Raw genomic sequence first — 24072 nt, 5'->3', positions numbered from 1 at the left:
AATCTTTAGTTAATGACTGACCTTAAAAAAGGGTTTATGGCTAGCCAAGTTGATATAGATACCACAGAACGACTTAATCGTAACTTAGGGTTATTACAACCTGGTGCAACGGTGACTATTGATGTTACTACGCCCGCTGGTAAACGTGGTAAATTCAGAACCAGTTTTATTGGTTATCTGCCAAAGCGCTATGTACTGGTTCAAATGCCTGATAAAAACAAATTAGGCAATTTTGCTCAATATATTTATCCAGATACTTCAATCACTGTGCGTGGCCTGATCGAAGGTCACGAAGGCGCGGTTGTTGCCTTTGTTGGTGTAATTAAACAAACCCTGCAAATTCCTTCACGTATTATCGTTTTAGATTTCCCTACAAAAGTGTCGCTCCAAAGTTTACGCAGTGCTATGCGGGTGGATACGTATATTGATATTAAAGTCGGTGTAGATAAAGAGTTTTGGCAAGCCAAGATGCTTGATTTGTCGATTAATGGCTGCCAAATTGCTGTGCCTAATGCTGATACATTGCTATTAGCCAACGACAAAGCGATTTCAATCACCATCGAAAACATTGCAGGTTTAGCTAACGTAAAACTTGACGGTTTTATTTGTAATGTTAGACAACAGGTGAATGAAGTTTCATTAGGCGTAAAGTTCAATAGCGAAGACAAAGACAAAGTTGCCAAACTACTCAAAGAAACCGTTACCTTAGAAATTGAAACCTAAGAGCTATTTGATGAAGGCTTGGTTGACTCAACTTTTGCGTCAATGTAGCCATCATGGGTTTGAATCGAAATAGCATCGCCCTTAGTGACATCTTCAACACTTCTTACAACCTTATTCTTTTGATCACGCGTTACGCTATAACCCCGAGCAATAGTCGCTAGTGGGCTAATCATATGAAGTTGTTCGATAACGTGGCTAAATTGGCTCTGACGAGTTGTCAGTTGTGTTTTTGTTATGCTCATTAACCTATCTGTGAGTTGAACCTGATGTTGTTGATAACTACTGATTTGTTTAATTGGATTTGTTTGCTGTAATCGATGGGCTAAACGTTCGGTGTGTTGATTAACTAGCAGCTTACGTTGATTAATCGTGCGCATTAATCGATGGTTAAGCTCATCAATTTGTTGTTGTTTTAATTGTAGTTTTTGTACTGGATGACATTGCTGATGTCGATGTGACAACGCGGTCAATTTATCTTGCCATTGGTTTATCTTAGCAGATAAGCGTAATTTTAAGGATTGCAACAACTGGTTCTGCTGTTGGATTACATTTGCCAACTCACCTGAAACAAGTTCGGCGGCTGCTGATGGTGTCGGCGCACGTGTATCGGCAGCATAATCACTTAATGTTGTGTCAACTTCATGTCCAACAGCGCTAATGACAGGTAGGGCTGAGTCGGCAATCGCTCTTGCAACCCTTTCATCATTAAAGCACCAAAGATCTTCAAGTGAGCCACCACCACGACCAACAATGATGACGTCACATTCGTTGCGATGGTTTGCTCTATATAAGGTTTCTGCAATTTGGCTAGCAGCCTGGTCTCCTTGCACTAGGCAGGGATAAATAATGACATTGAGTAATGGGTTTCGTCGCGAAATGACGGCAAGAATATCTTGAACTGCGGCGCCAGTAGGTGAAGTCACGATACCAATTGTTTCAATTAACGGCGGTAAGGCTTGTTTACGCCCCAAATCAAATAAGCCTTCTTGACTAAGTTTATTTTTTAATTGCTCATATTGTTGGCGTAATAAACCGTCGCCGGCATCTTCCATTTGTTCAATGATGAGCTGAAAATCACCGCGTGGTTCATATAAAGACACTTTTGCACGAACCAATACTTGTTGCCCATTTGATGGTTTTATTCTGACACGGCGATTATTACCGCGAAACATCGCACATCGGACTTGAGATTTTTGATCTTTCAGCGATAAATACCAGTGAGCAGAGCTTGCCGCGATGAAATTCGATATTTCACCACTAATCCAAACGGTATTCAGCTCAGATTCCAACATGAAACGTACTTTTTGTGTTAGCTGGCTGACTTGTAAAATGTGTGGATTTGTCATAAAACTTGGTTTCTTTTGTAATATTTTCACTTTTATTGGCAATAGTATAAATTTTTTAAAGAATTAAGTTTACCTATTTTAATAAAACGGTTAAAATTCTGCCGCAATATTAAATCCTCTTCCTTACACCTTGGTGAGATATTGCGATGCTAAGAATTGCCCAAGAAGCACTGACATTTGATGATGTTCTACTAGTACCTGCCCATTCTACGGTACTGCCTCATACTGCCGATTTAACTACTAAACTTACGCGAAAAATTTCGTTGAACGTTCCTATGGTTTCTGCGTCTATGGACACAGTAACTGAAGCACGTCTTGCGATCACACTCGCGCAAGAAGGTGGTATCGGTTTTATTCACAAAAACATGACGATTGCTGAGCAGGCTAAAAATGTTGCTCAGGTTAAAAAATATGAAAGTGGTATTGTTTCTCACCCTGTAACTGTGTCTCCTGATGCAACTACAGAAGAAGTTATGCGACTTGCCGATGAACTAGGTTTTTCTGGTTTTCCTGTTGTAGATGCTGAGAATAATCTTGTTGGTATTATTACCGGCCGTGATTTACGTTTTGAAACAGACCTTTCAAAAGCGGTGTCAGAATTAATGACACCTAAAGCTAAGTTAATTACGGTGCAAGCTGGCGCGCAACGTGAAGAAATTCTTGGCTTAATGCATGAACATCGCATTGAGAAAATCTTAGTTGTGAATGATGTTTTCAAACTTGAAGGCATGATTACAGTAAAAGATTATAAAAAAGCTGAAAGCAAACCCAATGCCTGTAAAGACGAATTAGGTCGCTTACGTGCCGGTGCTGCTGTTGGGGTTGGTGCTGGTACTGATGAACGAATTGATGCCCTAGTTGAAGCGGGTGTTGATGTTCTATTAATTGATACATCACATGGTCACTCTCAAGGCGTTTTAGATCGTGTTGCAGAAACACGAGCGAAATATCCTAACCTACAGATTATCGCTGGTAACGTAGCAACTGGTTCTGGTGCAAAAGCATTAGCTGATGCCGGTGTTGACGCAGTTAAGGTAGGTATTGGCCCTGGTTCAATTTGTACTACACGTATCGTAACGGGTGTTGGTGTTCCACAATTAACAGCAATTTCTGATGCAGTAGAAGCATTACAAGGTACAGGCATACCTGTAATTGCTGATGGCGGTATTCGTTTTTCTGGTGATATTGCTAAAGCCCTAGTTGCAGGCGCACACTGTGTAATGGTTGGTTCTATGTTCGCTGGTACTGAAGAGTCACCAGGTGAAGTTGAACTTTATCAAGGCCGTTACTATAAATCGTATCGCGGCATGGGTTCTTTAGGCGCTATGGCACAAAAAGAAGGTTCAAGTGACCGTTACTTCCAGAAAACCGACGGTGAAGCAGACAAACTTGTTCCTGAAGGTATTGAAGGTCGCGTAGCATATAAAGGCCCTGTTGCTGCCATTATCCACCAGCAAATGGGCGGCTTGCGCTCATCAATGGGATTAACAGGTAGTGCAACGATTGAAGAAATGCGCACTAAGCCACAGTTTATGAAAATAACTGCTGCCGGTATGGGGGAGTCACATGTGCATGATGTGACCATTACTAAAGAAGCCCCAAATTACAGAATGGGCTAGTCGAATCATCATTTGATTGCTAGTCGGCACTATAACGGCATCAGAAGTACTCACTTGGTAAACCAAGCTCTGTGTTTCTTCTTTGCTCTAGTGCCGATTATCTGCCAAATAAGTGATTCTTAAAAATTACTATTAAGGCTGGTCTCAAAGGCCAGCCTTCACTTTATTAATTATAGGGTTTGATATGACCAAAGATATCCATGATTCACGAGTCCTCATCTTAGACTTCGGTTCTCAATACACTCAATTAATTGCGCGTCGTGTGCGTGAAATTGGTGTTTATTGTGAGCTATGGGCTTGGGACGTTACTGAAGAGCAAATTAAAGAATTCAATCCAACGGGTATTATTTTAGCCGGTGGCCCTGAAAGTGTAACTGAAGCTGATTCACCGCGTGCACCAGAGTATGTATTTAATGCTGGTGTTCCTGTTTTAGGTATTTGTTACGGCATGCAAACAATGGCTGAACAATTGGGTGGTAGTGTTCAATCTTCAGATCACAAAGAGTTTGGTTATGCTGGCGTTGAAATTATCAAGCAATCGTCTTTGTTTAAGAATATTGAAGACTCAATTGGTGCTAATGGTAACGCTGTATTAGATGTATGGATGAGCCATGGTGACAAAGTCTCAGACATTCCAGCTGGCTTTAGCACTATTGCGAAAACATCTAGCTGTGCTCATGCAGCAATGGCTAATGAAGAGAAAAACTTCTATGGCGTGCAGTTCCACCCTGAAGTAACCCACACGAAACAAGGCATGCGTATTCTAGAGCATTTTGTTGTTGATATCTGCCAGTGTGAAAAGTTATGGACTTCTGCATCTATTATTGAAGATGCCGTTGCCAAAATGAAAGAGCAAGTGGGCGATGATGAAGTTGTTCTAGGTTTATCTGGTGGTGTTGATTCATCAGTTGTGGCAATGCTTCTGCACCGCGCGATTGGCGATAAGTTAACGTGTGTATTTGTTGATAATGGTTTACTTCGTTTAAACGAAGGGGAACAAGTCATGGATATGTTTGGTGACCATTTCGGCTTAAACATCGTTCATATCAATGCAGAGCAACGTTTCTTAGATCGTCTTGAAGGTGAAAATGATCCTGAAGCTAAGCGTAAAATTATTGGTAACGTTTTCGTTGAAGTCTTTGACGAAGAAGCGAGCAAACTGAAAAATGCTAAATGGTTAGCGCAAGGGACAATTTACCCAGACGTTATTGAATCTGCAGCATCTAAAACAGGTAAAGCACATGTAATTAAATCTCATCATAACGTAGGTGGCTTGCCTGAAGATATGGAACTTGGTTTAGTTGAGCCATTACGTGAGTTATTTAAAGATGAAGTGCGTAAAATAGGTTTAGAACTTGGTTTACCATACGACATGTTATACCGTCATCCATTCCCTGGTCCTGGTTTAGGTGTGCGTGTATTAGGTGAAGTGAAGAAAGAGTACTGTGATTTATTACGTCGCGCTGATGCAATTTTCATTGAAGAGCTTCATAAACACGACTTATACAACAAAGTAAGCCAAGCTTTCACTGTGTTCTTACCTGTGCGCTCTGTTGGTGTTATGGGCGACGGGCGCAAGTACGATTGGGTGGTAAGTTTACGTGCGGTTGAAACAATAGATTTTATGACTGCGCATTGGGCACATCTACCTTATGATTTCTTAGGATTAGTGTCTAACCGTATCATTAATGAAATCGATGGTATTTCTCGCGTTGTTTACGATGTGTCAGGTAAACCACCTGCGACAATCGAGTGGGAATAATTCACGTTTGAATGTCTCTAATTATTAGATAGTTCAGCTGAAAAAAATGCGCTCACTAGAGCGCATTTTTTATGTCTTAACAATAGCACTTGGCTTTTGCTTGTGATTCTCTACACTAAGCGTATATAAAAAAAATTCTATGGATTTGAGATGCTATTACGTGTGTTATCTTGGTTTTTTGTGGTTCTGATAGGTTTGTTAGGGTTGTTATGGCTATTTAGCCCACAGTTATTTTCGCTCGTGATCGCTAAACAATTAGCCCCTTATAAGCTAACGATGAATGAGCAGGCTCATATTCGTTTGAATCCTTTTTTGTTGTCGTTAACGGTAGAAGAGTTAACACTGCATAGTACAAGCGAGAAAGTTTTTGGATTGAAAAATGGCGAGATGCAGCTATCGTTTTCTGCACTATTTCGTAAAAATATCCATTTTCAACATTTTGAGTTATCTGGTATTTACTTGCCTCTAAATAGGGTGAATGAAAGTTGGCAGGTACTTGGCCAAAAGCAGCCTAATGAAACTAGCAATAGTGAAACAGCAGAAACAAAATCAGATAATCAATGGCAGCTAAGTGCAGATACAATTGACTTATTGAACAGTCAGATTGTCCTTAACGCTAACGAAACCCATACACTTAATATTGATGACGTGGGAATTGAATCTTTAACATATGCTACCAATGATCAACATTTAGAACTGGAATTTTCCGGTAAAATTAATGCTGCACCAATAACATTAGAAACAAAACTAGATCTGATAGGACAGCACTACACAGGTAGTATCAGCCTAGAAAATGTCACTATTGCAAATTTTGCAGAATGGTTTCCTACTGATTTTAACGACGTATCAGCAACTGTTGGCGTGTCGACGCACTTTACCATCAAACAAAAAACAACGACTAACATCAGCCTTAGCGATACAAAGTTGTCGGTTATTGAGGCTAGTATTCCGAGATTAAACCAGCAACTAAGTTTGAGCGCAGGGCAAATTGAACTATCAGCCGACGCGTTAAATTTGGCTGGCAACGACGTATCAACAAATGGTTTAAATCTCTTGGTAAGTGGAATTACTACAAAAATGCTTGACGATGACAGCCAAGCAAAAATTGATACGGTTACGTTTAAAAGTGCTCGAATAGGCTACCAAAATGAACAGCTTTCACTTGAAGGTGCTGATTTAAACATTGAGAACGTTTCAGCGAATAGTCTCAATCATGGTGTCGAAGCCAGCTTGGCGAGCATTGATTGGAGATTAACAATACTTAACTATGCGACCAATAATGCACTTATCAGTAGCAGTGATTTAAAGATAAATTCAGCTGAAATATTTGATACGAAACAAGCATTGTCGTTGTCCTTAGATGATTTGTCTTGGCAATTGCCTAATCTGGCTATGAAAGAGCAGCAGTTGTCAGGCGTAACTTCAACCAAGATGTCGCAGTTAAACGTTGTTAATAAGGCAACTGAAGCACTAGTGTTATCAGTTGCAGAGTTGATGTTGCCAGATGTTGAGATCAGTGGTCAAAAACAACAATTAATGACAAAGGCTAACTTGCTGACAATTAACGATATTAAGTCATCCCAAAAGCATGAGAAATTGGCGCCATTAGCGGCTATTGAACAAGTGCTATTGAAAAATATCGGTGTTAGTTACAGCTCTGAAAGTGCTTCAACGCATATCACAGCAAACCACTTACATGTTGATACGATTAACGCCAATTTGATCTTTGAAAATCAAGTATTGAAAAACTTAGTCGCACTATCAAATGAAACTGCAGAAGAAGAATCATCACTTGAAAATACCAATGAAACAGAGCAAGAGGCAGCGGCTAATAACTTAACTTATGCGATTGACTTAATTACAACAACAGGACAATTAACCGTTGAAGATACTGTTGCAACACCTCATTTTAACGCTCAAGTAGATTTTAAAGAAATACGTGTTGAGGCTTTAGATAATACAGATGCAACGAAAGTGACAAGGTTTCAATTGTCAGGCAATACCGGCAGACATGCTGATTTTGCCTTGAAAGGAGATTACCAAGCATTTAACCCTCAAATGAATATGTCGATAATGGGTGATATAAATGAGTTAGCATTGCCAAAAATTGTTGGTTATTTTGCTAAGGGAGGCAATGTTAATATTCTAAGTGGCCAACTCGATAGCCAATTAGATGTAAAAGTTGTCGATAACAAAATTTCGGGAAATAGTGAGCTTTTTGTCCGAGGCTTAGAGCTAGCCAAAGAAAATAAAGAGCAAGGAAGTGTAGAAAAAAATGACTCGGTAATTTCTCTTAATACTGCCCTCAATATGCTCCAAGACAGCAAAGGTAACTTAGAGTTAGATTTGCCATTGTCAGGCGATGTTAGTTCACCAGAGTTTGGTTTACAAAGCTTTATTGGCATTATTACGCAAAAGGCGGTAATGGTTGCAGCTGAAAGCTATTTGATGCAAACCGTGGTGCCATACGGCAATGTTTTATCCTTGGCAAAAATTGCTGGCGAGATGATGCTGAAAATCCGGATAGAAGATCTTGTGTATCAACCTCAACAAATTGAAATATCAGAACAGCAAACCCCGTTTGTTACTAATTTAATTAAGTTAATGGTTGATAAACCTGATTTACAATTTAAAGTATGTGCGATTGCTACTACGGCTGATTTGCCTAATGAGCATAGCTTTGATGACAAAGCCCTCGTCACTTATTTACATCAACTGAGTGAGCAACGTGGACAAGCATTTAAAGATTATTTGGTTCAGCAGGGGGGCGTTTCCTCTAAACGTATACTCTTGTGTCATGGACAAGTAGAAAAAACGAGTGAACAACCACCAAGGATAACGTTTGACTCTTAAAAGTAGAGCAATGGATGATGAAAAGGATATTGAGGTAAAAGTATGCGCTTTATTTTGCGACAAAAGATTTTCTCGTTAAGAGATGTGTTTCAAATCAAAAATGAGCATGATGAGCTTGCCTTTGAAATTGTGTCAAAACTGTTGTCGCTTCGACGAACTTTCATTATGCAAGATCCTCACGAGCAGCAAGTTGCGATTATAAAGCGTAAAATCTTTTCTATAAGACCTACCTTTTTCTTAACCTTTAATGATGGCAGTAAAGCTAAACTTAGAAAAAAATTCTTCAGTTGGTTTGGTAGTAAATATTATTTGAATTATAACGGGCAAGATATTTTGATAGTAGGCGACTTTCTTGCTCATGAATATGATTTTTTGGTTGACGATCAACCCATCGCGTCAGTGTCTAAGTCGTGGTTTTCATTTACTGATACCTACGGTGTAGATATTGCGGAGCCAAATCATGTGCCATTGATACTCAGTAGCGTTGTGATTATAGATGAGTTACAACACAACGAAGATAATTTATCAGGTGATTAAATTGAAAGGAAATACATGAAAATTTGGGTTGATGCAGACGCATGTCCTGTTGTTATTAAAGAAATTATTTTTAGAGCAGCACAGCGCACACAAATAGAAACTACGTTAGTTGCTAATCACCCGATGCGAGTGGCTAAGTCGCCGTATATCAAGTTTATGCAAGTAGCGTCAGGGTTTGATGTTGCTGACAATGAAATTGTCCAGCGTGTTACTCCAAATGACTTAGTGATTACCTCTGACATTCCACTGGCCGATGAAATCATCGCAAAATCGGCATTTGCATTAAGCCCACGTGGCGAGATGCTCACGGCAGAAAACATTAAGCAGCGCCTAAATATTCGAGACTTTATGGATACAATGCGTGCTAGTGGCATGCAAACGAAAGGACCAGATAAACTATCAGCACAAGATAAGCAGACATTTGCTAATCAACTTGATAGCTTTATCGCAAAACATAAATAAAAAAGGAAAGCTAAATGCTTTCCTTTTTTTGCGCTTATTGGCTGGTAAACCAAATCATAAAGACGAAAAAACCGATGATTAACGTGTTGAAGCCAATGATATAAGCAAAGCCTTTAACGCCATCTTTAGCTTGATACCCTTTTGACTTTAAGTACCACCACCAGATAGCACACATCATGATGGGCACCAAGAAAAATAGTCTTATCATAAGTTTACCTGAATAAATTACCTGTTTTTATCTTATGTCGCTTTATCGTCTGGCGCAATTGTTTGGCTGTTTTTTTCAATAATTGCATTGAGTGGCTTTCTGATTGCGTATAAAAATAACAAACTTGGAATGACCATCAATGCTGTTAAGACAAAGAAAAGTGCCCAATTACCATCTAACCAATCGACAACAATACCAGAATATGAACCCAACATTACTCGCCCGAATGTGCCTAGTGAAGCCATTAAAGCATATTGACTTGCGGTAAACGTTTTATTACACAGCACTGATAACAGGGCGACGAAAGCGACTGAGCCCCATGCCGACGTAAACCCATCTACTAACACGGTAAAGGCAAAAAGTTCTTTGTTAGGGCCTACGATTGCCATAACCGAGAATAATAAGTTACTTGCCGACATGGCAATACCGCCAATAAACAATCCTTTCAAAATGCCGTATCGAATAGTGAAAATACTGCCGATCAGAGAAAAAACAATTGTGACTGACCAGTTAATCATTTTCGAATAATAAGCGATATCGGCATTAGAGAAACCGACCTCACGATAGAATACGATAGACATACGACCTAAATAGGCCTCACCGAGCTTGAATAAAAAGATAAATAACAAGATAGATAGGCTCAGTTTTACGCCATTTCTTTGAAAAAACTCCTGAATGGGAGCGACTAAGGTAGTCAGCAACCATGCCGTTAGCCTAATTGAGGTACTTGGCGATTGTTTTTTCGTAGGTGTGCCTTGCTCAGAAATGGTTGAAGAAACTTTTCTATTTAACTTAACCATCTGGGATATAAATAAACCAAACAAGGCAAAAACCATTAGGCTTACCGTCAAAAATTTGTTGCTTGTATCGATTAAATTCTCAGGCCACATAGGGTAACCAAAATTAGCATAGGCAATTATTAAGATAATTAATGGCAAGCTAAATAAAACAAGGAAGTGATTACTGCCGTGAGTTGTTAACGCCAATTGGTATTGGTTCTCTATCTGATCGTGCACAGCCTCTCTATTGCTAACAGGCTCATTCACAATTAGTACCGTTGCCATTAGCAGGACCATGATTATCGAAAGCACCATATATACTTGTGACCATTGCCAGTTAGGTTGGTCGGCAAGCAAGAATGGAATTGCACCTAAGCCGGCATAACCTGTCCACCATCCTGACGTTGCCATGGCCGAACCTGCTGCCATTTCGTTGTTATCTTGTGAGCCCAAACTATCGATACGGTAAGCATCAATAGCAATATCTTGGGTAGCACCCGCAATGGCGATAATGAGGCCAAGCGTCGCCATAAAAGCTAAAGAGGATGATGCATCTAAGTAGCTAAGTTGAAAGCAGGTAAATGCAATAATGAGCTGTGAGGTAAATATCCAACTACGACGTTGACCTAAGGTTTTTCCGATAAGGAAAATCTTGATACGATCAACGAGTGGCGACCATAAAAAATTGATACTGTAAGCAACAAAGATAAAACCAAATAAACCAATGCTACTGCGAGATAAGCCTTCGTCCTTTAGCCACCCGCTCATTGCTGAACCTATCATCACCCAAGGAAAACCAGAAGCAACACCAAAAAAGAATATTGTTAATAGGGTTTTATTTTTAAAATATTGAAGGGCTTGCCAAAAAGAGCGTGTTGATAACATGTATGAAGCTTACAAAGTGATTTGTTGATAGCCTAACAATAAGCACAATCGTGGTAAAGTAGAATGCAGGATAGTTTCTACTTGGACGGCGAAAATTATTTAAAACGCATTATGCCAGAGGCCGCCATCCGATGCAGTCAACAGGGTAGCTACCTTTACCATAGAAAAAATCTAGGCAGGTATTTATTTCGGCAATAAAGAACAAGTCATGCTTTAGTGCTTGTCCACCGTGTAAAGTCAGTTCATGAATCATATGCCAAAAAACACGTTCTCTCGCGTTGCCTGGGGTATCGTCGATCACTTTTAGCAATGTCCATTCTTCCATGGTGTCATTAATAAAACGGTCTAACTCTGTATAGTGAATTTTTTTACTAAATACCGCCTCTACATAAGCGGTGATTTGGTTAATTTTTTCATTGATAAACTGCTCAATTATCATGGATTATCTCCAGCGACATTGCTTTTATAATTATTATTTTTTTAGTAAATAAAATAGGTAAAAAAGGAAAAAGCTGGTGTTCGAGGCACGTTATTTCTCGCTTCAACACTTTAAGTGTAGGAAGAAATAAAAACTTTGCTTAAGTTTTTTTACTGAGATTAGTTCGCATTGAGTATTGACTAATTGATTACTATTCTAAATTCTGACCATTTGATCTAATAATTAATCATCATAAGTATATATGGAAAAGTGATGGTTAGTTCATATTTTTACTAACCATCTCAGTAGGTTACACAAAGGACGTTACCGGGCAGGTAATAAAATTGCTTTGATAAGAATAACGGGTTCTACAGGAACATCTTCCCAGCCGAGCTCTTCACTATAATCTGTTTTCTGTTTGGCTATTTCTTCTAGTACTTCTTCACCTTCAGTAACGGCACCAAACACTGCGTAACCCCAGCTCATGCCAGGATCCAAATTGGTGTTATCATCCATATTAAAGTAAAACTGTCGATTAGCCGTATGAGGACGAGACTCTTTTGCCATAGCAATCGTATAAGTCTCGTTTTTTAAACCATTACCAGATTCATTGAAGATATCTTCTCGAGATTTTCTTGGTACGTAATTGACGTCATAGCCACCGCCCTGAACGACAAAACCTTCAATAACACGATGAAACAATGTGTTGTTGTATTCACCGGTAACCACATACGTTAAAAAATTATCAACCGTAATAGGCGCTTTAATGCGATCTAGTTCAACGACTACAACACCTTTAGAGGTTTCAAACTTTACTTGTGGGAATAAATTATTTGGATCGATTGCCGCATTTTGAGCAAATGCTGCATGATTAACAACCAAACAAAACACTAAGAATAATTTATACATATGCCAGCCCAATTTATTGGTTAATAAAATTGATGAGTTCTTGATCCGAAAGTATTTGATTTAATACTTGGGTCAGTGCTTGGTTGAAGTCTCTACCTAAAACAGCAATGTCCGCTTTTAACGGGCCTTCGCTTTGGCCTTTGTAGTCGTATGATTTTGTTAACGTACCTTTAGCTGTCTCAACTGTCGCTTTTAGCGATAAATCTGTCTTTGCTTGATATTTGAAAGCTTTTTGAACAACGTCAATGAGGGCTTTACCAAGTAAAATATTGATAGACGGTGTTGCGCCTTCAAGGCGTTGAATATTTCTACGCTTTAATGCCTTTACTAATGTGTCTTCAATGACATTGCCAAGCGGTAGTTGACTATTAAACAAGTTAGCAGCTTGCGCTTCTTTGCGAATTTGAACCAAATGCTTAGATGTACGTGAGTCTTCAACGGTTAAGTTTAAAGCACTAACGGCTATTGGGTACTGGTTCGTTTGAATAAAATCTGGTGCGACAACAATATGGCTTGGCGTGCTACTGCACGCAGATAACATAAATAACAAAGGAAGCGTGTAACTAATAAATTTCATTATTTTCTCGCTGATAAAACTACAAATTTTTTGTTGCTCGCGATAGTTTTACAACCACCGAAGATTCTTTTCAACTTAATATGATAGGCTAAATTTCTGTTACCAATCATACGTAATTCTCCGCCTTTTTTTAACACTCGATGCGCATCGTTTAACATCTGCCAAGCGATATGATCCGTAGTTGCTTGTTCTTGATGGAAAGGTGGGTTACATAACACTATATCCGCGGTATTGGCTTCAAAGCTTGATAAACAATCATTTACTGTAAATTGACACTGAGAAATACCATTAGGTAAATTCTTTTCAATATTTTCTTTGGCCGAAGCGATCGCCATAAAGGATTCGTCAACAAAGGTAATGTTAGCTTTTGGTTGTCTCGATAATGCGGTTAAACCAATGACACCATTTCCACAACCCAAATCTATCACCGTTTGGTCTTCGTGTAATTTTGGTAAGTGCTCCATAAAAAAGCGAGCACCAAGATCTAACTTCTCGCGTGAGAATACATTTGCATGATTACTGATGTGAAAGTTTGTATTTTCTAATGGCCAAATTGTTGGGAAAGGTGAAGAGTGCTGTTGCTGATTGTCTAGTTGGCAAAATACGAGGCGCGCTTTTTTCACTGCGAGCGATGTTGTCGTTGTACCTAAATACTTTTCAAAAACTTTAAGCGTCGAGCTATGAATGTCTTTTGCTCGTGCCGCAGCAATAAAAGTAACGTTTCCCTGCAATGTCTCTTTTATTTTTATAAGCTGCTCGGTGAGTAACGCCTTACTTTTTGGGATTTTATATAACACGATGCTAGTCGCCTTAGGCAGTGGGTTAAGGCTATCTGCTATCGTTAACTTAGGTGCGTCGAGTGAGTTCTGAGTAAGGTTTTCACTAATACCTTGATGTGCGACCCAAGAGTCAGAAACCACTGTTGTTGACCAATCAAGTAAATTAAGACTCAATGCACCAAAACTGTCATTAAATACCAATATATTCGAGTCGTCATTTAATAGGTTTTGCTCTTCTAAATAACTAAGCATATATTCATCAGCGGCATCCCATGCTTGTAATGAACGATTACTTTGAGAAATAGGATAGCGATACAGTGATAAAGGTGTATCGTTGATAATAAAATGGCTTTGCATGATATCTGCATTAGATGAGTTTTAATGCTATTATTTTCTCAAAATATCTGATGATACGCTAGTTGTAATTGTGTGGACGCAATGAAGATAAAAGCCCAAAATGCTCTTTTAAATTATTACCCTAGCTTTTTTGATACCCAAGTTGCTCGGACGTTGACTCAGTCGCTTTTGTCAGAAGTAGCCTTTAGTCAAGATACAATTACGCTCTACGGCAAGCAACACAACGTGCCAAGGTTACAGGCATGGTTTGGCAGTGCGGGTTATCAATACTCTGGGCTGCTAATGAAACCATTTAGCTGGACACCAAGTTTATTGGCCATCAAAGAAAAGGTAGAGCACTTTTCTGGCTATCAGTTTAATTCTGCACTGGTAAATTTATACCGTAATCAACATGACTCTGTAAGTTGGCATAGTGATGATGAACCCGAATTAGGTAAGCACCCTGTTATAGCCTCAATTTCTCTTGGCGCCACTCGCACCTTCAAATTAAAACATAAGGAAAGTAAAGAAAACTTAACGATTCCATTAGTAGAAGGTAGCTTGTTAATGATGGAAGGGGAAACCCAAGAGTATTGGCAACACGCTGTTTTAAAAGAGAAAAAGGCAAGTGGACCACGGATTAATATCACATTTAGGCAGTTGCACAAATGACAGGTGCGATGTGAAAATTATTCCTCAATGAATTCAATTGTTAGCGATTTTTTGCCGACTATCCGCGGACAATTTATGGCATAATACGAATAAACCACTAGAATTAACTTATGGTGGAACGCGTTAATGCAAGGATTTTTATGTTAGTTGAAACAACAATAGAACAAAAATTATTGTCGGCTTTCGAGCCACACCATTTAGAGGTTATTAATGAAAGCAACCAACACAACGTGCCACAGGGTAGTGAATCACATTTTAAAGTTGTAATCGTCAGCGATAAGTTTACTGGTGAGCGATTAATCAAACGACACAGAGCAATTAACTCGGTGCTTAAAGAAGAGTTATCCGATAAAATTCATGCACTTGCTCTTCATACCTATACTCAACAAGAGTGGCAAAATTACTATGTTGATAACGTACCTGGCTCGCCAAATTGTTTAGGCGGTAGTACGGCCTAATTGAGATATACGGCAAAGTGCAGAAGTGAACTTTAGTTTACTGTCGTTATTTTGCCGTTTCATTCCTGTCTAATTTCTGTTATTTCTGTACCCCTAAAAATAATAAATAGTTAATGTCATAGAAATTCATATGGCATTGTTAGGGGGAAAGTCTATGCAAGACAGTCGGCTTAGCGACCTGTCACAACTGATCGATAAAATTACCCATGCATTAGGGCAAACAATTAAATGGTTAACGCTCGTGATGGTGTTATTAACCTTTATCATTGTTGTTTTACGTTATGGCTTTAATGTTGGCTTTATTGCAATGCAAGAGTCGGTTTTGTATTTTCACGCAATCGTTATCATGCTTGGTGCCGCATACGCATATAAAGAAGATGCACATGTTCGTGTTGATATTTTCTACCAAAAGTTTACAGCGCGAAACAAGGCTTGGGTTAACGCGCTAGGTATTATTTTTCTACTTTTCCCTGTCACCATTTTCTTTGGTTACATTAGTGTGGATTATGTCCTATCGTCATGGCGTGTTTTGGAAAAATCTTCTGAAGCTGGCGGTTTACCTTTGGTGTTTATTAATAAAACCTTGTTGCTGTTACTCCCAGTCACGCTATTTTTTCAAGGTGTCAGTGAACTAGCCAAAGCTGTCATCAGCCTACAGCAAACCAAAGGAGCTTAACATGGAATATTTAGCTCTATTAATGTTTGTTTGCGTTTGTTTAGTTCTGCTATTCGGTTTCCCTGTTGCTTTTTCGTTAGCTGGTGTTGCGTTAATCTTCGCAGGAATTGGCGTGGCAACTGAGCTTTTTGATGTTGCTTTTCTTCAAGCGTTACCGAGTCGATTGTATGGCGTCGTCAATAACCAAACGCTGCTGGCTGTGCCGTTATTTGTCTTTATGGGAGCGATGCTAGAGCGCTCAAAAATTGCTGAAAACTTGCTCACGGCAATGACTATATTGTTTGGTCGTTTTCGTGGAGGTTTAGGTATATCAGTTACCTTAGTGGGCATGATGTTAGCAGCCAGCACAGGTATTGTTGGCGCAACAGTGGTAACTATGGGGTTACTGTCATTACCTACTATGTTAAAGCGTGGGTATAGTCCATCCTTTTCAACGGGTATTATCTGCGCAACAGGTACCTTAGGGCAAATCATTCCACCATCAATTGCCTTAGTACTGCTTGGCGATGTGCTATCTAGTGCGTATCAACAAGCACAATTGAAAATGGGGATCTTTAACCCTGAAACCGTTTCCGTTGGCGATTTATTTGCCGGTGCGGTTATACCAGGACTTATATTAGTTGGTTTTTATATTCTTTACTGTATTGGTATGGCGATATTTAGACCGAATGATGTGCCAAAAATCGACGTTGAGGAATTAAAGAAGGAATATCAAAGCGGCTCTATTTTAGCCTTGGTTTTAACAGCTTTGATACCTCCATTGTTATTAATGACCGCCGTTTTAGGTTCTATACTACTGGGCTTTGCAACACCTACAGAAGCTGCCGGCGTTGGTGCAATGGGGGCAATTCTTTTGGCACTTTGGCAAAAGCAACTAACGCGAGACAATATCAAGTCGGTCATGGAAAGCACGTTAAAGATCACGTCAATGGTCTTCATGATTTTAATTGGTGCTAGCTTGTTTTCGCTTGTTTTTAGAGGACTTGGTGGTGAGGAATTGGTTACTGGCTTTTTTGAGCAAATGCCAGGTGGCGTGATTGGCGCCATGTTTGTTGTGATGTTAGTTATATTCTTGCTAGGTTTCATATTAGACTTTATTGAAATCACATTTGTTGTAGTGCCGATTGTTGCGCCAATTTTACTTGCCATGGGACTCGACCCTATTTGGCTTGGTATTATGATCGCTCTAAACTTACAAACCTCATTCTTAACGCCTCCTTTTGGCTTTGCACTATTTTATTTGCGTGGCGTTGCCAGTAAAACAGTAACGACAATGCAAATTTATAAAGGTGTTGTACCTTTTATTTTAATGCAACTTGTGTTGCTGGGTGCTTTGGCGATTTGGCCTGAGCTTGTGACCTGGTTACCTGAATTAATTTATGGAAAGTAAAATGAACATGCAGTTTTTAAAAACCTTCGTTATCAGCCTATTTTTAGTGGTATTTATCAGTGGTTGTGGTGACAACAAAGAAGAATTAAATCAACAGATTGTTGAGAGCAAAACATATAAATGGAAGCTTGTTACGTCATGGCCTAAAAACTTCCCAGGTCTTGGCATGGCACCAGAAAAATTTGCTGAGTACGTTAACGAAATGAGTGGCGGTCGATTGACTGTGCAAGTCTATGGTGCGGGTGAATTAGTGCCGGGATTTGAGGTTTTTGATGCGGTGTCTCAAGGGACAGCTCAAATGGGCCACAGTGGCTCGTATTATTGGAAAGGTAAAATTCCATCGTCGCCTCTTTTTGGCGCTATTCCTTTTGGTATGACAGCTACAGAATTAAATGCATGGTTGCATTACGGTGGTGGTTTAGAACTATGGCAAGAGATGTATAAGCCCTTTGGTATTATCCCTATGGCGGGTGGTAATTCAGGAGCGCAGTTTGCCGGCTGGTTTAAAAAAGAAATCCAATCAATGGATGACCTTAAAGGTCTGAAAATGCGTATTCCTGGTTTAGCTGGTGAAGTATTGCAACGTGCTGGTGCTGTGCCTGTGACTTTAACGGGTGGCGAAATCTATTCTTCATTGCAAAGTGGCGCGATAGATGGAACCGAATGGGTAGGGCCTTATAACGATTTGGCGTTTGGCTTTTACCAAGCGGCTACCTACTATTATTCAAGTATTTGGCATGAGCCAGGTACTGGATTAGAGTTTTTGATAAACGAAAAAGCACTGAAAGAACTTCCAAAAGATTTGCAGAAAATAGTTGAAGTAGCAGCTCGCGCGGTTAACGAGTCAACACTCGATGAATACAACGCGCGTAACAATGCGGCACTGCAAACCTTAGTTGAAAAACATAATGTGCAGATGCGTAAATTGCCACCAGAAGTTATTAGTGAACTAAAAGAGATAACGGCACAAGTGATGGCTGAACAGGCTGCTAATGATGAAGGTTTTGCTAAAGTTTGGGCATCATACAGTGCTTTTCATGATTCGATAAAAAGCTATCATGATCTAACATTAAAAGAATATTTTATGCACCGTTAATTGGTGCATTTTTCTCCAGTCTAGATAAAAACTTAATCTGCTCGTACCTCTTTGATCCCAAAGATCGTTACACTATGGGCAATTTCAAAATAATAACTGTTTAAATAAGGCACTTTTATGGTTATCAAACCAAAAATTCGCGGATTTATTTGTACTAATGCGCACCCTGCAGGCTGTGCTGCACATGTTAATGAACAAATTGCGTATGTAAAATCGCAAACGCAAGCAACAGAAAAACCTAAAAACGTACTAGTGATTGGTGCTTCAACAGGTTACGGGTTAGCTTCTCGTATTACCGCTGCATTCGGTAACCAAGCAAAAACCTTAGGTGTGTTTTTTGAAAAACCACCAACTGAAAAGAAAACAGCGTCAGCAGGTTGGTACAACACTGCTGCTTTTCAACAGGCTGCAGACGAAGCCGGTTTATGGGCAAAAAATATTAACGGTGATGCGTTTTCTCATGAGATCAAAGCCAAAGCAATCGAGACCATTAAAGAAGAGTTAGGCCAAGTAGATTTGGTGATTTACTCATTGGCGTCTCCTCGTCGTACAGATCCAGATACAGGTGAAGTGTACTCATCAACGTTAAAGCCAATTGGCGAAACAGTGACCACGAAGAACTTAAATACCTCAAAAGGTATTGTTGATGAGGTAACGGTTGAAGCGGCAAACGATGATGAAATCCAAGGCACTATTGATGTTATGGGGGGCGCTGATTGGGAGTTATGGATTAACGCTCTCAGTGAAGCTGATGTTTTGGCACCTAATTTTAAAACTACCGCCTATACTTACATTGGTAAGAAGTTAACTTGGCCAATTTATGGTCATGCAACAATTGGTCGTGCAAAAGAAGATTTAGATAGGGCAGCCAAAGCGATTACTGATACGTCGAATGTTGGCGGCAAAGCTTATGTGACGTCGTTGAACGCGGTTGTAACACAAGCGAGCTCAGCAATTCCAATTATGCCTCTGTACATTTCATCTATGTTTAAGGTGATGAAAGCTGATGGCACATATGAAGGGTGTATTGAGCAAATTCAGGCATTGTTTAAAGAAAACCTTTATTCACAGACGCCGCGCTTTGATAATGCAGGTCGTTTTAGCCAAAACTACAAAGAGCTTGAAGATGGCGTTCAATCGCGCGTTCAAGCGATTTGGGATGAAGTAACAACAGAAACCATTGATTCAATGACTGACTATGCTGGTTACCATCATGAATTTTTGAAACTGTTTGGCTTTGCTGTTGATGGCGTTGACTATGAAGCCGATGTTAGCCCAGTTGTTGACATCAACAACCTCGTTTAAATCGATGTTGAGATAAATAAATGTAAGAAAACCAGCAATAAAATGTGCTGGTTTTTTTATTTTCGACTATTTTTTGTTTAATTAATGAAAATTGTGCGTGCATATAGCCTTTTTTTCTTTTTTGTAATTAAAAGTGTCTTGCATTGATGGAATGTCGCGTCTATTTCGTGCTAAAATCCGCGCAGAAATTTTTAACTAAGTAGTGGTGGGAATTTGTTTTTTAACAATGAACCGCTGAAATACACTGAAGTTGGCGAAAATACAATCTGTACGTAAGGTTGCATTTTCAACAATTTTTATACTCCCGTCAAAGTAGTGCAAGTGGTTATGATTACAATAAAAAAAGGTCTGGATGTTCCGGTAAATGGTGCTCCCCAGCAAGTAATCCATGATGGTCAAACCATCAAAACTGTTGCCGCACTTGGTGAAGAGTTTGTGGGTATGCGCCCAACGATGCATTGCAAAGTTGGTGATCGCGTTAAGAAAGGTCAGGCCCTTTTTGAAGACAAAAAGAATCCTGGCGTACTATTCACAGCTCCGGCCGCAGGTGTGGTTACTGAAATTAACCGTGGTGAAAAACGTGTTTTACAGTCTGTTGTTATCGCTCTAAGTGAAGAGACTGACGGCAATGAACAAGAAACGTTTACAAGCTACACCGCTGACCAATTATCAACAGTTGCTCGTGAGAGTGTGGTTGAAACATTGGTTAAATCTGGCTTATGGACAGCGCTTCGCACGCGTCCATTCAGCAAAATCCCAGCAATTGATTCAACGCCAAAAGCAATCTTTGTTAGTGCTATGGATACAAACCCATTAGCGGCTGACCCAGAGGTTATTATTAATGACCAAGCTGAATCGTTTAAAGATGGTTTAACAATACTAAGCCGTTTAACCGATGGTGAAGTATTTGTTTCAAAAGCGCCTGGTGCTAATGTTCCTGTTGCTGACAACGTTTCTGTTACTGAATTTGCGGGCAAACACCCTGCAGGTTTAGTTGGTACGCACATTCACTTCTTAAAACCAGTGGATGGCGACAATGTTGTATGGCACTTAAACTACCAAGACGTTATTGCGTTTGGTAAGTTGTTTACAACAGGTGAACTTGATTCGTCTCGTGTCATTTCAATCGCTGGTCCAGCTGCAAAGAACCCTCGTTTAGTGCGTACAACATTAGGTGCAAACATTAGCGAATTAATTGCTAATGAAACAACTGATGGTGAATTACGTGCTGTTTCTGGTTCGTTATTACAAGGTCATAACGCGCAAAGCGTTCACGGTTATATTGGCCGTTATCACTTGCAAGTAAGCTTATTGCTTGAAGGTCGTGATAAAGACTTTATTGGTTATATGATGCCTGGCGCTAACAAATTCTCTGTTACGCGTGCTTACTTATCGCATTTATCGCCAAGTAAATTATTCAACATGACGACTACGACTAACGGTAGTGCGCGTGCCATGGTGCCAATTGGTAACTACGAACGTGTCATGCCTTTAGATATTTTACCTACCTTATTGTTACGTGATTTATGTGCCGGTGATACCGACAGTGCGCAGCAATTAGGTGCCTTAGAGCTTGACGAAGAAGATTTAGCATTATGTACATTTGTTTGCCCAGGCAAAACAGATTACGGTGTGTTACTTCGTGAATGCCTAACCACGATTGAGAAGGAAGGTTAGACATGGGCTTGAAAAAGTTTATTGAAGATATTGAGCCGCATTTTGAAAAAGGCGGTAAACATGAGAAATGGTTTGCCCTTTACGAAGCAATCGCAACAGGTTTATTCACACCTGGCTACGTAACAAAAGGTAAAACGCATATTCGCGACAGTATTGACTTAAAACGTATCATGATTACGGTTTGGTTAGCTGTTTTCCCTGCAATGTTCTTTGGTATGTATAACATTGGTTTCCAAGCTTCTGAAGCATTGGCAGCGGGTTATTCTTTACCTGATACATGGCAAGTAGGTTTATTTAGCTTCTTTGGTGCTGAATTAACCGCTGGATCGGGATGGTTCACACAAATGCTTTACGGCGCGTGTTTCTTCTTACCTATCTACATGACAGTGTTTATTGTCGGTGGTTTTTGGGAAGTACTTTTTGCCGCAGTTCGTAAGCATGAAGTTAACGAAGGTTTCTTCGTAACATCAATCTTATTTGCCCTAATCTTACCTGCAACGATCCCTTTATGGCAGGCTGCATTAGGTATTACCTTCGGTGTTGTTATTGCTAAAGAGATTTTTGGTGGTACAGGTAAAAACTTCTTGAACCCAGCATTAGCGGGTCGTGCGTTTTTATTCTTTGCTTACCCAAGTGAAATTTCCGGCGATGCAGTATGGGTAGCCGTCGATGGCTTCTCTGGTGCTACAGCGTTAGCAGCCGGTGCAGTCGCACAATCTGGCGCAATTGATTACAGCTTAAATGCAGACTGGTGGAACGCTTTTTGGGGTTACATTCCAGGCTCAGTAGGTGAAGTTTCTACAGCAGCGATTTTCTTAGGTGGTGCTTATATCCTTTACAAAGGGATTGCTTCTTGGCGCATCGTATTAAGCGTATTTGTTGGTATGGCTGTAACAGCAACGTTATTCAACGTTATTGGCAGTGAAACAAATGCAATGTTCGCAATGCCTTGGTACTGGCACTTAGTTGTTGGTGGTTTTGCCTTCGGTATGATGTTCATGGCTACAGACCCTGTAACTATGTCGTTTACAAATACAGGTAAATACTGGTTCGGCGCTTTAGTGGGTGTCATGGTGGTATTGGTTCGTGTAGTAAACCCTGCCTTCCCAGAAGGTATGATGTTAGCTATTTTATTCGCTAACTTATTTGCTCCATTGTTTGATTACTTTGTAGTTCAAGCAAACGTTAAACGGAGGCTTGCTCGCAATGTCTAGTAATAAAGAAACTTTTGGCAAAACGGTTGGTTTCGTTTTCGCAGTTTGTTTAGTTTGTGCATTATTAGTGTCGTTTTCAGCGGTACAATTAAAGCCACTACAACAAGCAAATAAATTATTAGATCAACAAACTAAGATCTTAGAAGCAGCTGATCTTTTAGAATTGGCGAAAGGCGATATTGTTGGTACTTACAACAAATACGTTGAAGCAAAAATGATTGACCTTGATACAGGTGAGTTTATCGAAGGTAACCCCGATTTATTTGATGAGCGTCGTAATTCACGTGATGCATCTAAATCAGAAAAGCCTAAAAACGATATCGCTGGTATTAACCGTCGTTCGCACGATGCAGTTGTTTACTTAGTGCGCGATGGCGCAGGCATTATTGAAACAATCGTATTGCCAATCGTAGGTTCTGGTTTATGGGACTTAATGTATGGTTACGTTGGTCTAGAAGCTGACTTAAATACGGTACGTTCTGTCGTTTATTCAGATCACAAAGAAACTCCTGGTTTAGGTGCTGAAGTAGTGAACCCTAAGTGGAAAGCATTATGGCCGGGCAAGAAAATATTTGATGAACAGCACAACCTTGCAATTAAACTTGTAAAAGGTGGTGCAAAAGCTGGTGATGTTCACGGCGTTGATGGTTTATCAGGTGCTACGCTAACAAGTGTAGGTGTTGAGAAAACATTACATTTCTGGTTAGGCGAAGAAGGCTATGGCCCATTCGTTAATAAATACCGTAATGGAGGGTTGAACTAATGTCTAGTGATGCTAAAAAGGTATTAACGAGTCCAATCGTTGATAACAACCCAATTGCTTTACAAGTACTTGGTATTTGTTCGGCATTAGCGGTAACAAGCTCTATGGCTAACGCGTTGGTAATGACGTTAGCGGTAGTTTTTGTAACTGCGTTTTCAAACTTATTTATTTCGATTATTCGTAATCATATTCCATCAAGCGTTCGTATTATCGTTCAGATGGCAATTATTGCGTCATTAGTAATTGTGGTAGACCAAGTGCTTAAAGCGTTTTCATATCAACTTTCAAAAGAGCTTTCAGTATTTGTTGGCTTGATCATCACGAACTGTATCGTTATGGGTCGTGCTGAAGCATTTGCTATGAAAGAGAAGCCTGTTGTGAGCTTTATGGATGGTATCGGTAACGGTTTAGGTTACGGCTTCATTCTTATGACAGTAGCGTTCTTCCGTGAGTTATTTGGTTTTGGTACGATATTTGGTCTTGAAATTTTACCTCTTATTCAAAACGGCGGTTGGTACCAAGCGAATGGTTTATTAGTTTTACCATTCTCTTCATTCTTCATCATTGGTTTGATCATCTGGGCAATTCGCCAGTGGAAACCAGAACAAGTTGAGAAGGACTAATCACG

The 24072-nt window shown here is 39.8% G+C and carries 23 protein-coding genes; 16 read left to right on the top strand and 7 right to left on the bottom strand.

The window, feature by feature from the left end:
* The first annotated feature begins 12 nt into the window (after nt 1–12).
* Nucleotides 13–723: a PilZ domain-containing protein gene (locus tag QQK02_RS09705; RefSeq protein ID WP_284207812.1), complete on the top strand. Its 711-nt coding sequence runs from the start codon at nt 13–15 to the stop codon at nt 721–723.
* Here QQK02_RS09705 and xseA read toward each other — a convergent pair.
* Entirely contained in the window at nt 720–2069 is a 1350-nt protein-coding gene (gene xseA, locus QQK02_RS09700; RefSeq protein WP_284207811.1) for an exodeoxyribonuclease VII large subunit, read from the bottom strand. The genes QQK02_RS09705 and xseA overlap by 4 nt on opposite strands.
* 146 nt (nt 2070–2215) lie before the next feature.
* Here xseA and guaB point away from each other — a divergent pair, with 146 nt between their 5' ends.
* The 5 genes from guaB (at nt 2216) to QQK02_RS09675 (ending at nt 9302) form a co-directional block, all read left to right on the top strand.
* Nucleotides 2216–3688, top strand: a complete 1473-nt coding sequence (guaB, locus tag QQK02_RS09695; RefSeq protein WP_284207810.1) for an IMP dehydrogenase — start codon at nt 2216–2218, stop codon at nt 3686–3688.
* A gap of 184 nt (nt 3689–3872) precedes the next feature.
* Entirely contained in the window at nt 3873–5450 is a 1578-nt protein-coding gene (guaA, locus tag QQK02_RS09690) for a glutamine-hydrolyzing GMP synthase (RefSeq protein WP_284207809.1), read from the top strand.
* A gap of 150 nt (nt 5451–5600) precedes the next feature.
* A complete protein-coding gene (locus QQK02_RS09685) occupies nt 5601–8303 on the top strand; it encodes a DUF748 domain-containing protein (protein ID WP_284207808.1) in 2703 nt (900 codons plus the stop codon).
* 42 nt (nt 8304–8345) lie between these two features.
* Nucleotides 8346–8840 (top strand): LURP-one-related/scramblase family protein, encoded by a 495-nt coding sequence (locus QQK02_RS09680; protein ID WP_284207806.1) that lies wholly within the window; start codon nt 8346–8348, stop codon nt 8838–8840.
* A 15-nt stretch (nt 8841–8855) separates the two neighbouring features.
* Entirely contained in the window at nt 8856–9302 is a 447-nt protein-coding gene (locus QQK02_RS09675) for a YaiI/YqxD family protein (RefSeq protein ID WP_284207805.1), read from the top strand.
* A gap of 34 nt (nt 9303–9336) precedes the next feature.
* Here the strand turns inward: QQK02_RS09675 and QQK02_RS09670 are convergent, their stop codons facing one another.
* From QQK02_RS09670 to QQK02_RS09645, 6 genes are all read right to left on the bottom strand, one after another.
* Entirely contained in the window at nt 9337–9510 is a 174-nt protein-coding gene (locus tag QQK02_RS09670) for a hypothetical protein (protein WP_284207804.1), read from the bottom strand.
* 32 nt (nt 9511–9542) lie between these two features.
* Nucleotides 9543–11174, bottom strand: a complete 1632-nt coding sequence (locus QQK02_RS09665; RefSeq protein WP_284207803.1) for an AmpG family muropeptide MFS transporter — start codon at nt 11172–11174, stop codon at nt 9543–9545.
* A 109-nt stretch (nt 11175–11283) separates the two neighbouring features.
* The gene (locus tag QQK02_RS09660; protein ID WP_284207802.1) at nt 11284–11613 is read right to left on the bottom strand and encodes a hypothetical protein; all 330 of its coding nucleotides are present in this window, start codon (nt 11611–11613) and stop codon (nt 11284–11286) included.
* A gap of 303 nt (nt 11614–11916) precedes the next feature.
* A complete protein-coding gene (locus QQK02_RS09655; RefSeq protein WP_284207801.1) occupies nt 11917–12501 on the bottom strand; it encodes a peptidylprolyl isomerase in 585 nt (194 codons plus the stop codon).
* Nucleotides 12502–12514: 13 nt separating this feature from the next.
* A complete protein-coding gene (locus QQK02_RS09650; protein ID WP_284207800.1) occupies nt 12515–13078 on the bottom strand; it encodes a YajG family lipoprotein in 564 nt (187 codons plus the stop codon).
* Nucleotides 13078–14214 carry a methyltransferase gene (locus tag QQK02_RS09645; RefSeq protein ID WP_284207799.1) on the bottom strand — a complete coding sequence of 379 codons (1137 nt, stop codon included), beginning with the start codon at nt 14212–14214 and terminating at the stop codon, nt 13078–13080. Before QQK02_RS09645 ends, QQK02_RS09650 begins: the two co-directional genes overlap by 1 nt.
* 81 nt (nt 14215–14295) lie before the next feature.
* On the opposite strand from QQK02_RS09645, the gene QQK02_RS09640 reads away from it, so the two are divergent.
* The 10 genes from QQK02_RS09640 to QQK02_RS09595 all read left to right on the top strand — a co-directional run bounded on the left by QQK02_RS09640 (nt 14296) and on the right by QQK02_RS09595 (nt 24067).
* On the top strand, nt 14296–14865 hold the full coding sequence (locus tag QQK02_RS09640; protein WP_284207798.1) for an alpha-ketoglutarate-dependent dioxygenase AlkB family protein: 570 nt from the start codon (nt 14296–14298) through the stop codon (nt 14863–14865).
* A gap of 140 nt (nt 14866–15005) precedes the next feature.
* Nucleotides 15006–15323, top strand: coding sequence for a transcriptional regulator BolA (gene bolA / locus QQK02_RS09635; protein WP_284207797.1), 318 nt, complete (start codon nt 15006–15008; stop codon nt 15321–15323).
* 130 nt (nt 15324–15453) lie between these two features.
* Nucleotides 15454–15999 carry a TRAP transporter small permease subunit gene (locus QQK02_RS09630; RefSeq protein WP_284207796.1) on the top strand — a complete coding sequence of 182 codons (546 nt, stop codon included), beginning with the start codon at nt 15454–15456 and terminating at the stop codon, nt 15997–15999.
* A 1-nt stretch (nt 16000) separates the two neighbouring features.
* Nucleotides 16001–17389, top strand: coding sequence for a TRAP transporter large permease (locus QQK02_RS09625; RefSeq protein ID WP_284207795.1), 1389 nt, complete (start codon nt 16001–16003; stop codon nt 17387–17389).
* 7 nt (nt 17390–17396) lie between these two features.
* On the top strand, nt 17397–18485 hold the full coding sequence (locus QQK02_RS09620) for a TRAP transporter substrate-binding protein (protein ID WP_284207949.1): 1089 nt from the start codon (nt 17397–17399) through the stop codon (nt 18483–18485).
* A gap of 117 nt (nt 18486–18602) precedes the next feature.
* On the top strand, nt 18603–19790 hold the full coding sequence (fabV, locus tag QQK02_RS09615) for an enoyl-ACP reductase FabV (protein WP_284207794.1): 1188 nt from the start codon (nt 18603–18605) through the stop codon (nt 19788–19790).
* A gap of 327 nt (nt 19791–20117) precedes the next feature.
* Nucleotides 20118–21467 carry a Na(+)-translocating NADH-quinone reductase subunit A gene (locus QQK02_RS09610; RefSeq protein ID WP_284207793.1) on the top strand — a complete coding sequence of 450 codons (1350 nt, stop codon included), beginning with the start codon at nt 20118–20120 and terminating at the stop codon, nt 21465–21467.
* 2 nt (nt 21468–21469) lie between these two features.
* Nucleotides 21470–22681 (top strand): NADH:ubiquinone reductase (Na(+)-transporting) subunit B, encoded by a 1212-nt coding sequence (locus QQK02_RS09605; protein ID WP_284207792.1) that lies wholly within the window; start codon nt 21470–21472, stop codon nt 22679–22681.
* On the top strand, nt 22674–23444 hold the full coding sequence (locus QQK02_RS09600) for a Na(+)-translocating NADH-quinone reductase subunit C (protein ID WP_284207791.1): 771 nt from the start codon (nt 22674–22676) through the stop codon (nt 23442–23444). Before QQK02_RS09605 ends, QQK02_RS09600 begins: the two co-directional genes overlap by 8 nt.
* Entirely contained in the window at nt 23444–24067 is a 624-nt protein-coding gene (locus QQK02_RS09595) for an NADH:ubiquinone reductase (Na(+)-transporting) subunit D (protein ID WP_284207790.1), read from the top strand. The genes QQK02_RS09600 and QQK02_RS09595 overlap by 1 nt, the downstream gene beginning before the upstream one ends.
* Nucleotides 24068–24072: the final 5 nt, after the last annotated feature.

Origin of the sequence: Thalassotalea eurytherma, assembly GCF_030161415.1 — a bacterium.
Lineage (GTDB): Bacteria > Pseudomonadota > Gammaproteobacteria > Enterobacterales > Alteromonadaceae > Thalassotalea_G > Thalassotalea_G eurytherma.
This window is presented reverse-complemented; position numbering and strand designations above follow the sequence as displayed.

Coding starts and splice junctions, on each gene's coding strand:
- QQK02_RS09705 (WP_284207812.1), top strand. CDS start 13: ATGACTGACCTTAAAAAAGGGTTTATGGCTAGCCAAGTTGATATAGAT.
- xseA (WP_284207811.1), bottom strand. CDS start 2,069: ATGACAAATCCACACATTTTACAAGTCAGCCAGCTAACACAAAAAGTA.
- guaB (WP_284207810.1), top strand. CDS start 2,216: ATGCTAAGAATTGCCCAAGAAGCACTGACATTTGATGATGTTCTACTA.
- guaA (WP_284207809.1), top strand. CDS start 3,873: ATGACCAAAGATATCCATGATTCACGAGTCCTCATCTTAGACTTCGGT.
- QQK02_RS09685 (WP_284207808.1), top strand. CDS start 5,601: ATGCTATTACGTGTGTTATCTTGGTTTTTTGTGGTTCTGATAGGTTTG.
- QQK02_RS09680 (WP_284207806.1), top strand. CDS start 8,346: ATGCGCTTTATTTTGCGACAAAAGATTTTCTCGTTAAGAGATGTGTTT.
- QQK02_RS09675 (WP_284207805.1), top strand. CDS start 8,856: ATGAAAATTTGGGTTGATGCAGACGCATGTCCTGTTGTTATTAAAGAA.
- QQK02_RS09670 (WP_284207804.1), bottom strand. CDS start 9,510: ATGATAAGACTATTTTTCTTGGTGCCCATCATGATGTGTGCTATCTGG.
- QQK02_RS09665 (WP_284207803.1), bottom strand. CDS start 11,174: ATGTTATCAACACGCTCTTTTTGGCAAGCCCTTCAATATTTTAAAAAT.
- QQK02_RS09660 (WP_284207802.1), bottom strand. CDS start 11,613: ATGATAATTGAGCAGTTTATCAATGAAAAAATTAACCAAATCACCGCT.
- QQK02_RS09655 (WP_284207801.1), bottom strand. CDS start 12,501: ATGTATAAATTATTCTTAGTGTTTTGTTTGGTTGTTAATCATGCAGCA.
- QQK02_RS09650 (WP_284207800.1), bottom strand. CDS start 13,078: ATGAAATTTATTAGTTACACGCTTCCTTTGTTATTTATGTTATCTGCG.
- QQK02_RS09645 (WP_284207799.1), bottom strand. CDS start 14,214: ATGCAAAGCCATTTTATTATCAACGATACACCTTTATCACTGTATCGC.
- QQK02_RS09640 (WP_284207798.1), top strand. CDS start 14,296: ATGAAGATAAAAGCCCAAAATGCTCTTTTAAATTATTACCCTAGCTTT.
- bolA (WP_284207797.1), top strand. CDS start 15,006: ATGTTAGTTGAAACAACAATAGAACAAAAATTATTGTCGGCTTTCGAG.
- QQK02_RS09630 (WP_284207796.1), top strand. CDS start 15,454: ATGGCATTGTTAGGGGGAAAGTCTATGCAAGACAGTCGGCTTAGCGAC.
- QQK02_RS09625 (WP_284207795.1), top strand. CDS start 16,001: ATGGAATATTTAGCTCTATTAATGTTTGTTTGCGTTTGTTTAGTTCTG.
- QQK02_RS09620 (WP_284207949.1), top strand. CDS start 17,397: ATGCAGTTTTTAAAAACCTTCGTTATCAGCCTATTTTTAGTGGTATTT.
- fabV (WP_284207794.1), top strand. CDS start 18,603: ATGGTTATCAAACCAAAAATTCGCGGATTTATTTGTACTAATGCGCAC.
- QQK02_RS09610 (WP_284207793.1), top strand. CDS start 20,118: ATGATTACAATAAAAAAAGGTCTGGATGTTCCGGTAAATGGTGCTCCC.
- QQK02_RS09605 (WP_284207792.1), top strand. CDS start 21,470: ATGGGCTTGAAAAAGTTTATTGAAGATATTGAGCCGCATTTTGAAAAA.
- QQK02_RS09600 (WP_284207791.1), top strand. CDS start 22,674: ATGTCTAGTAATAAAGAAACTTTTGGCAAAACGGTTGGTTTCGTTTTC.
- QQK02_RS09595 (WP_284207790.1), top strand. CDS start 23,444: ATGTCTAGTGATGCTAAAAAGGTATTAACGAGTCCAATCGTTGATAAC.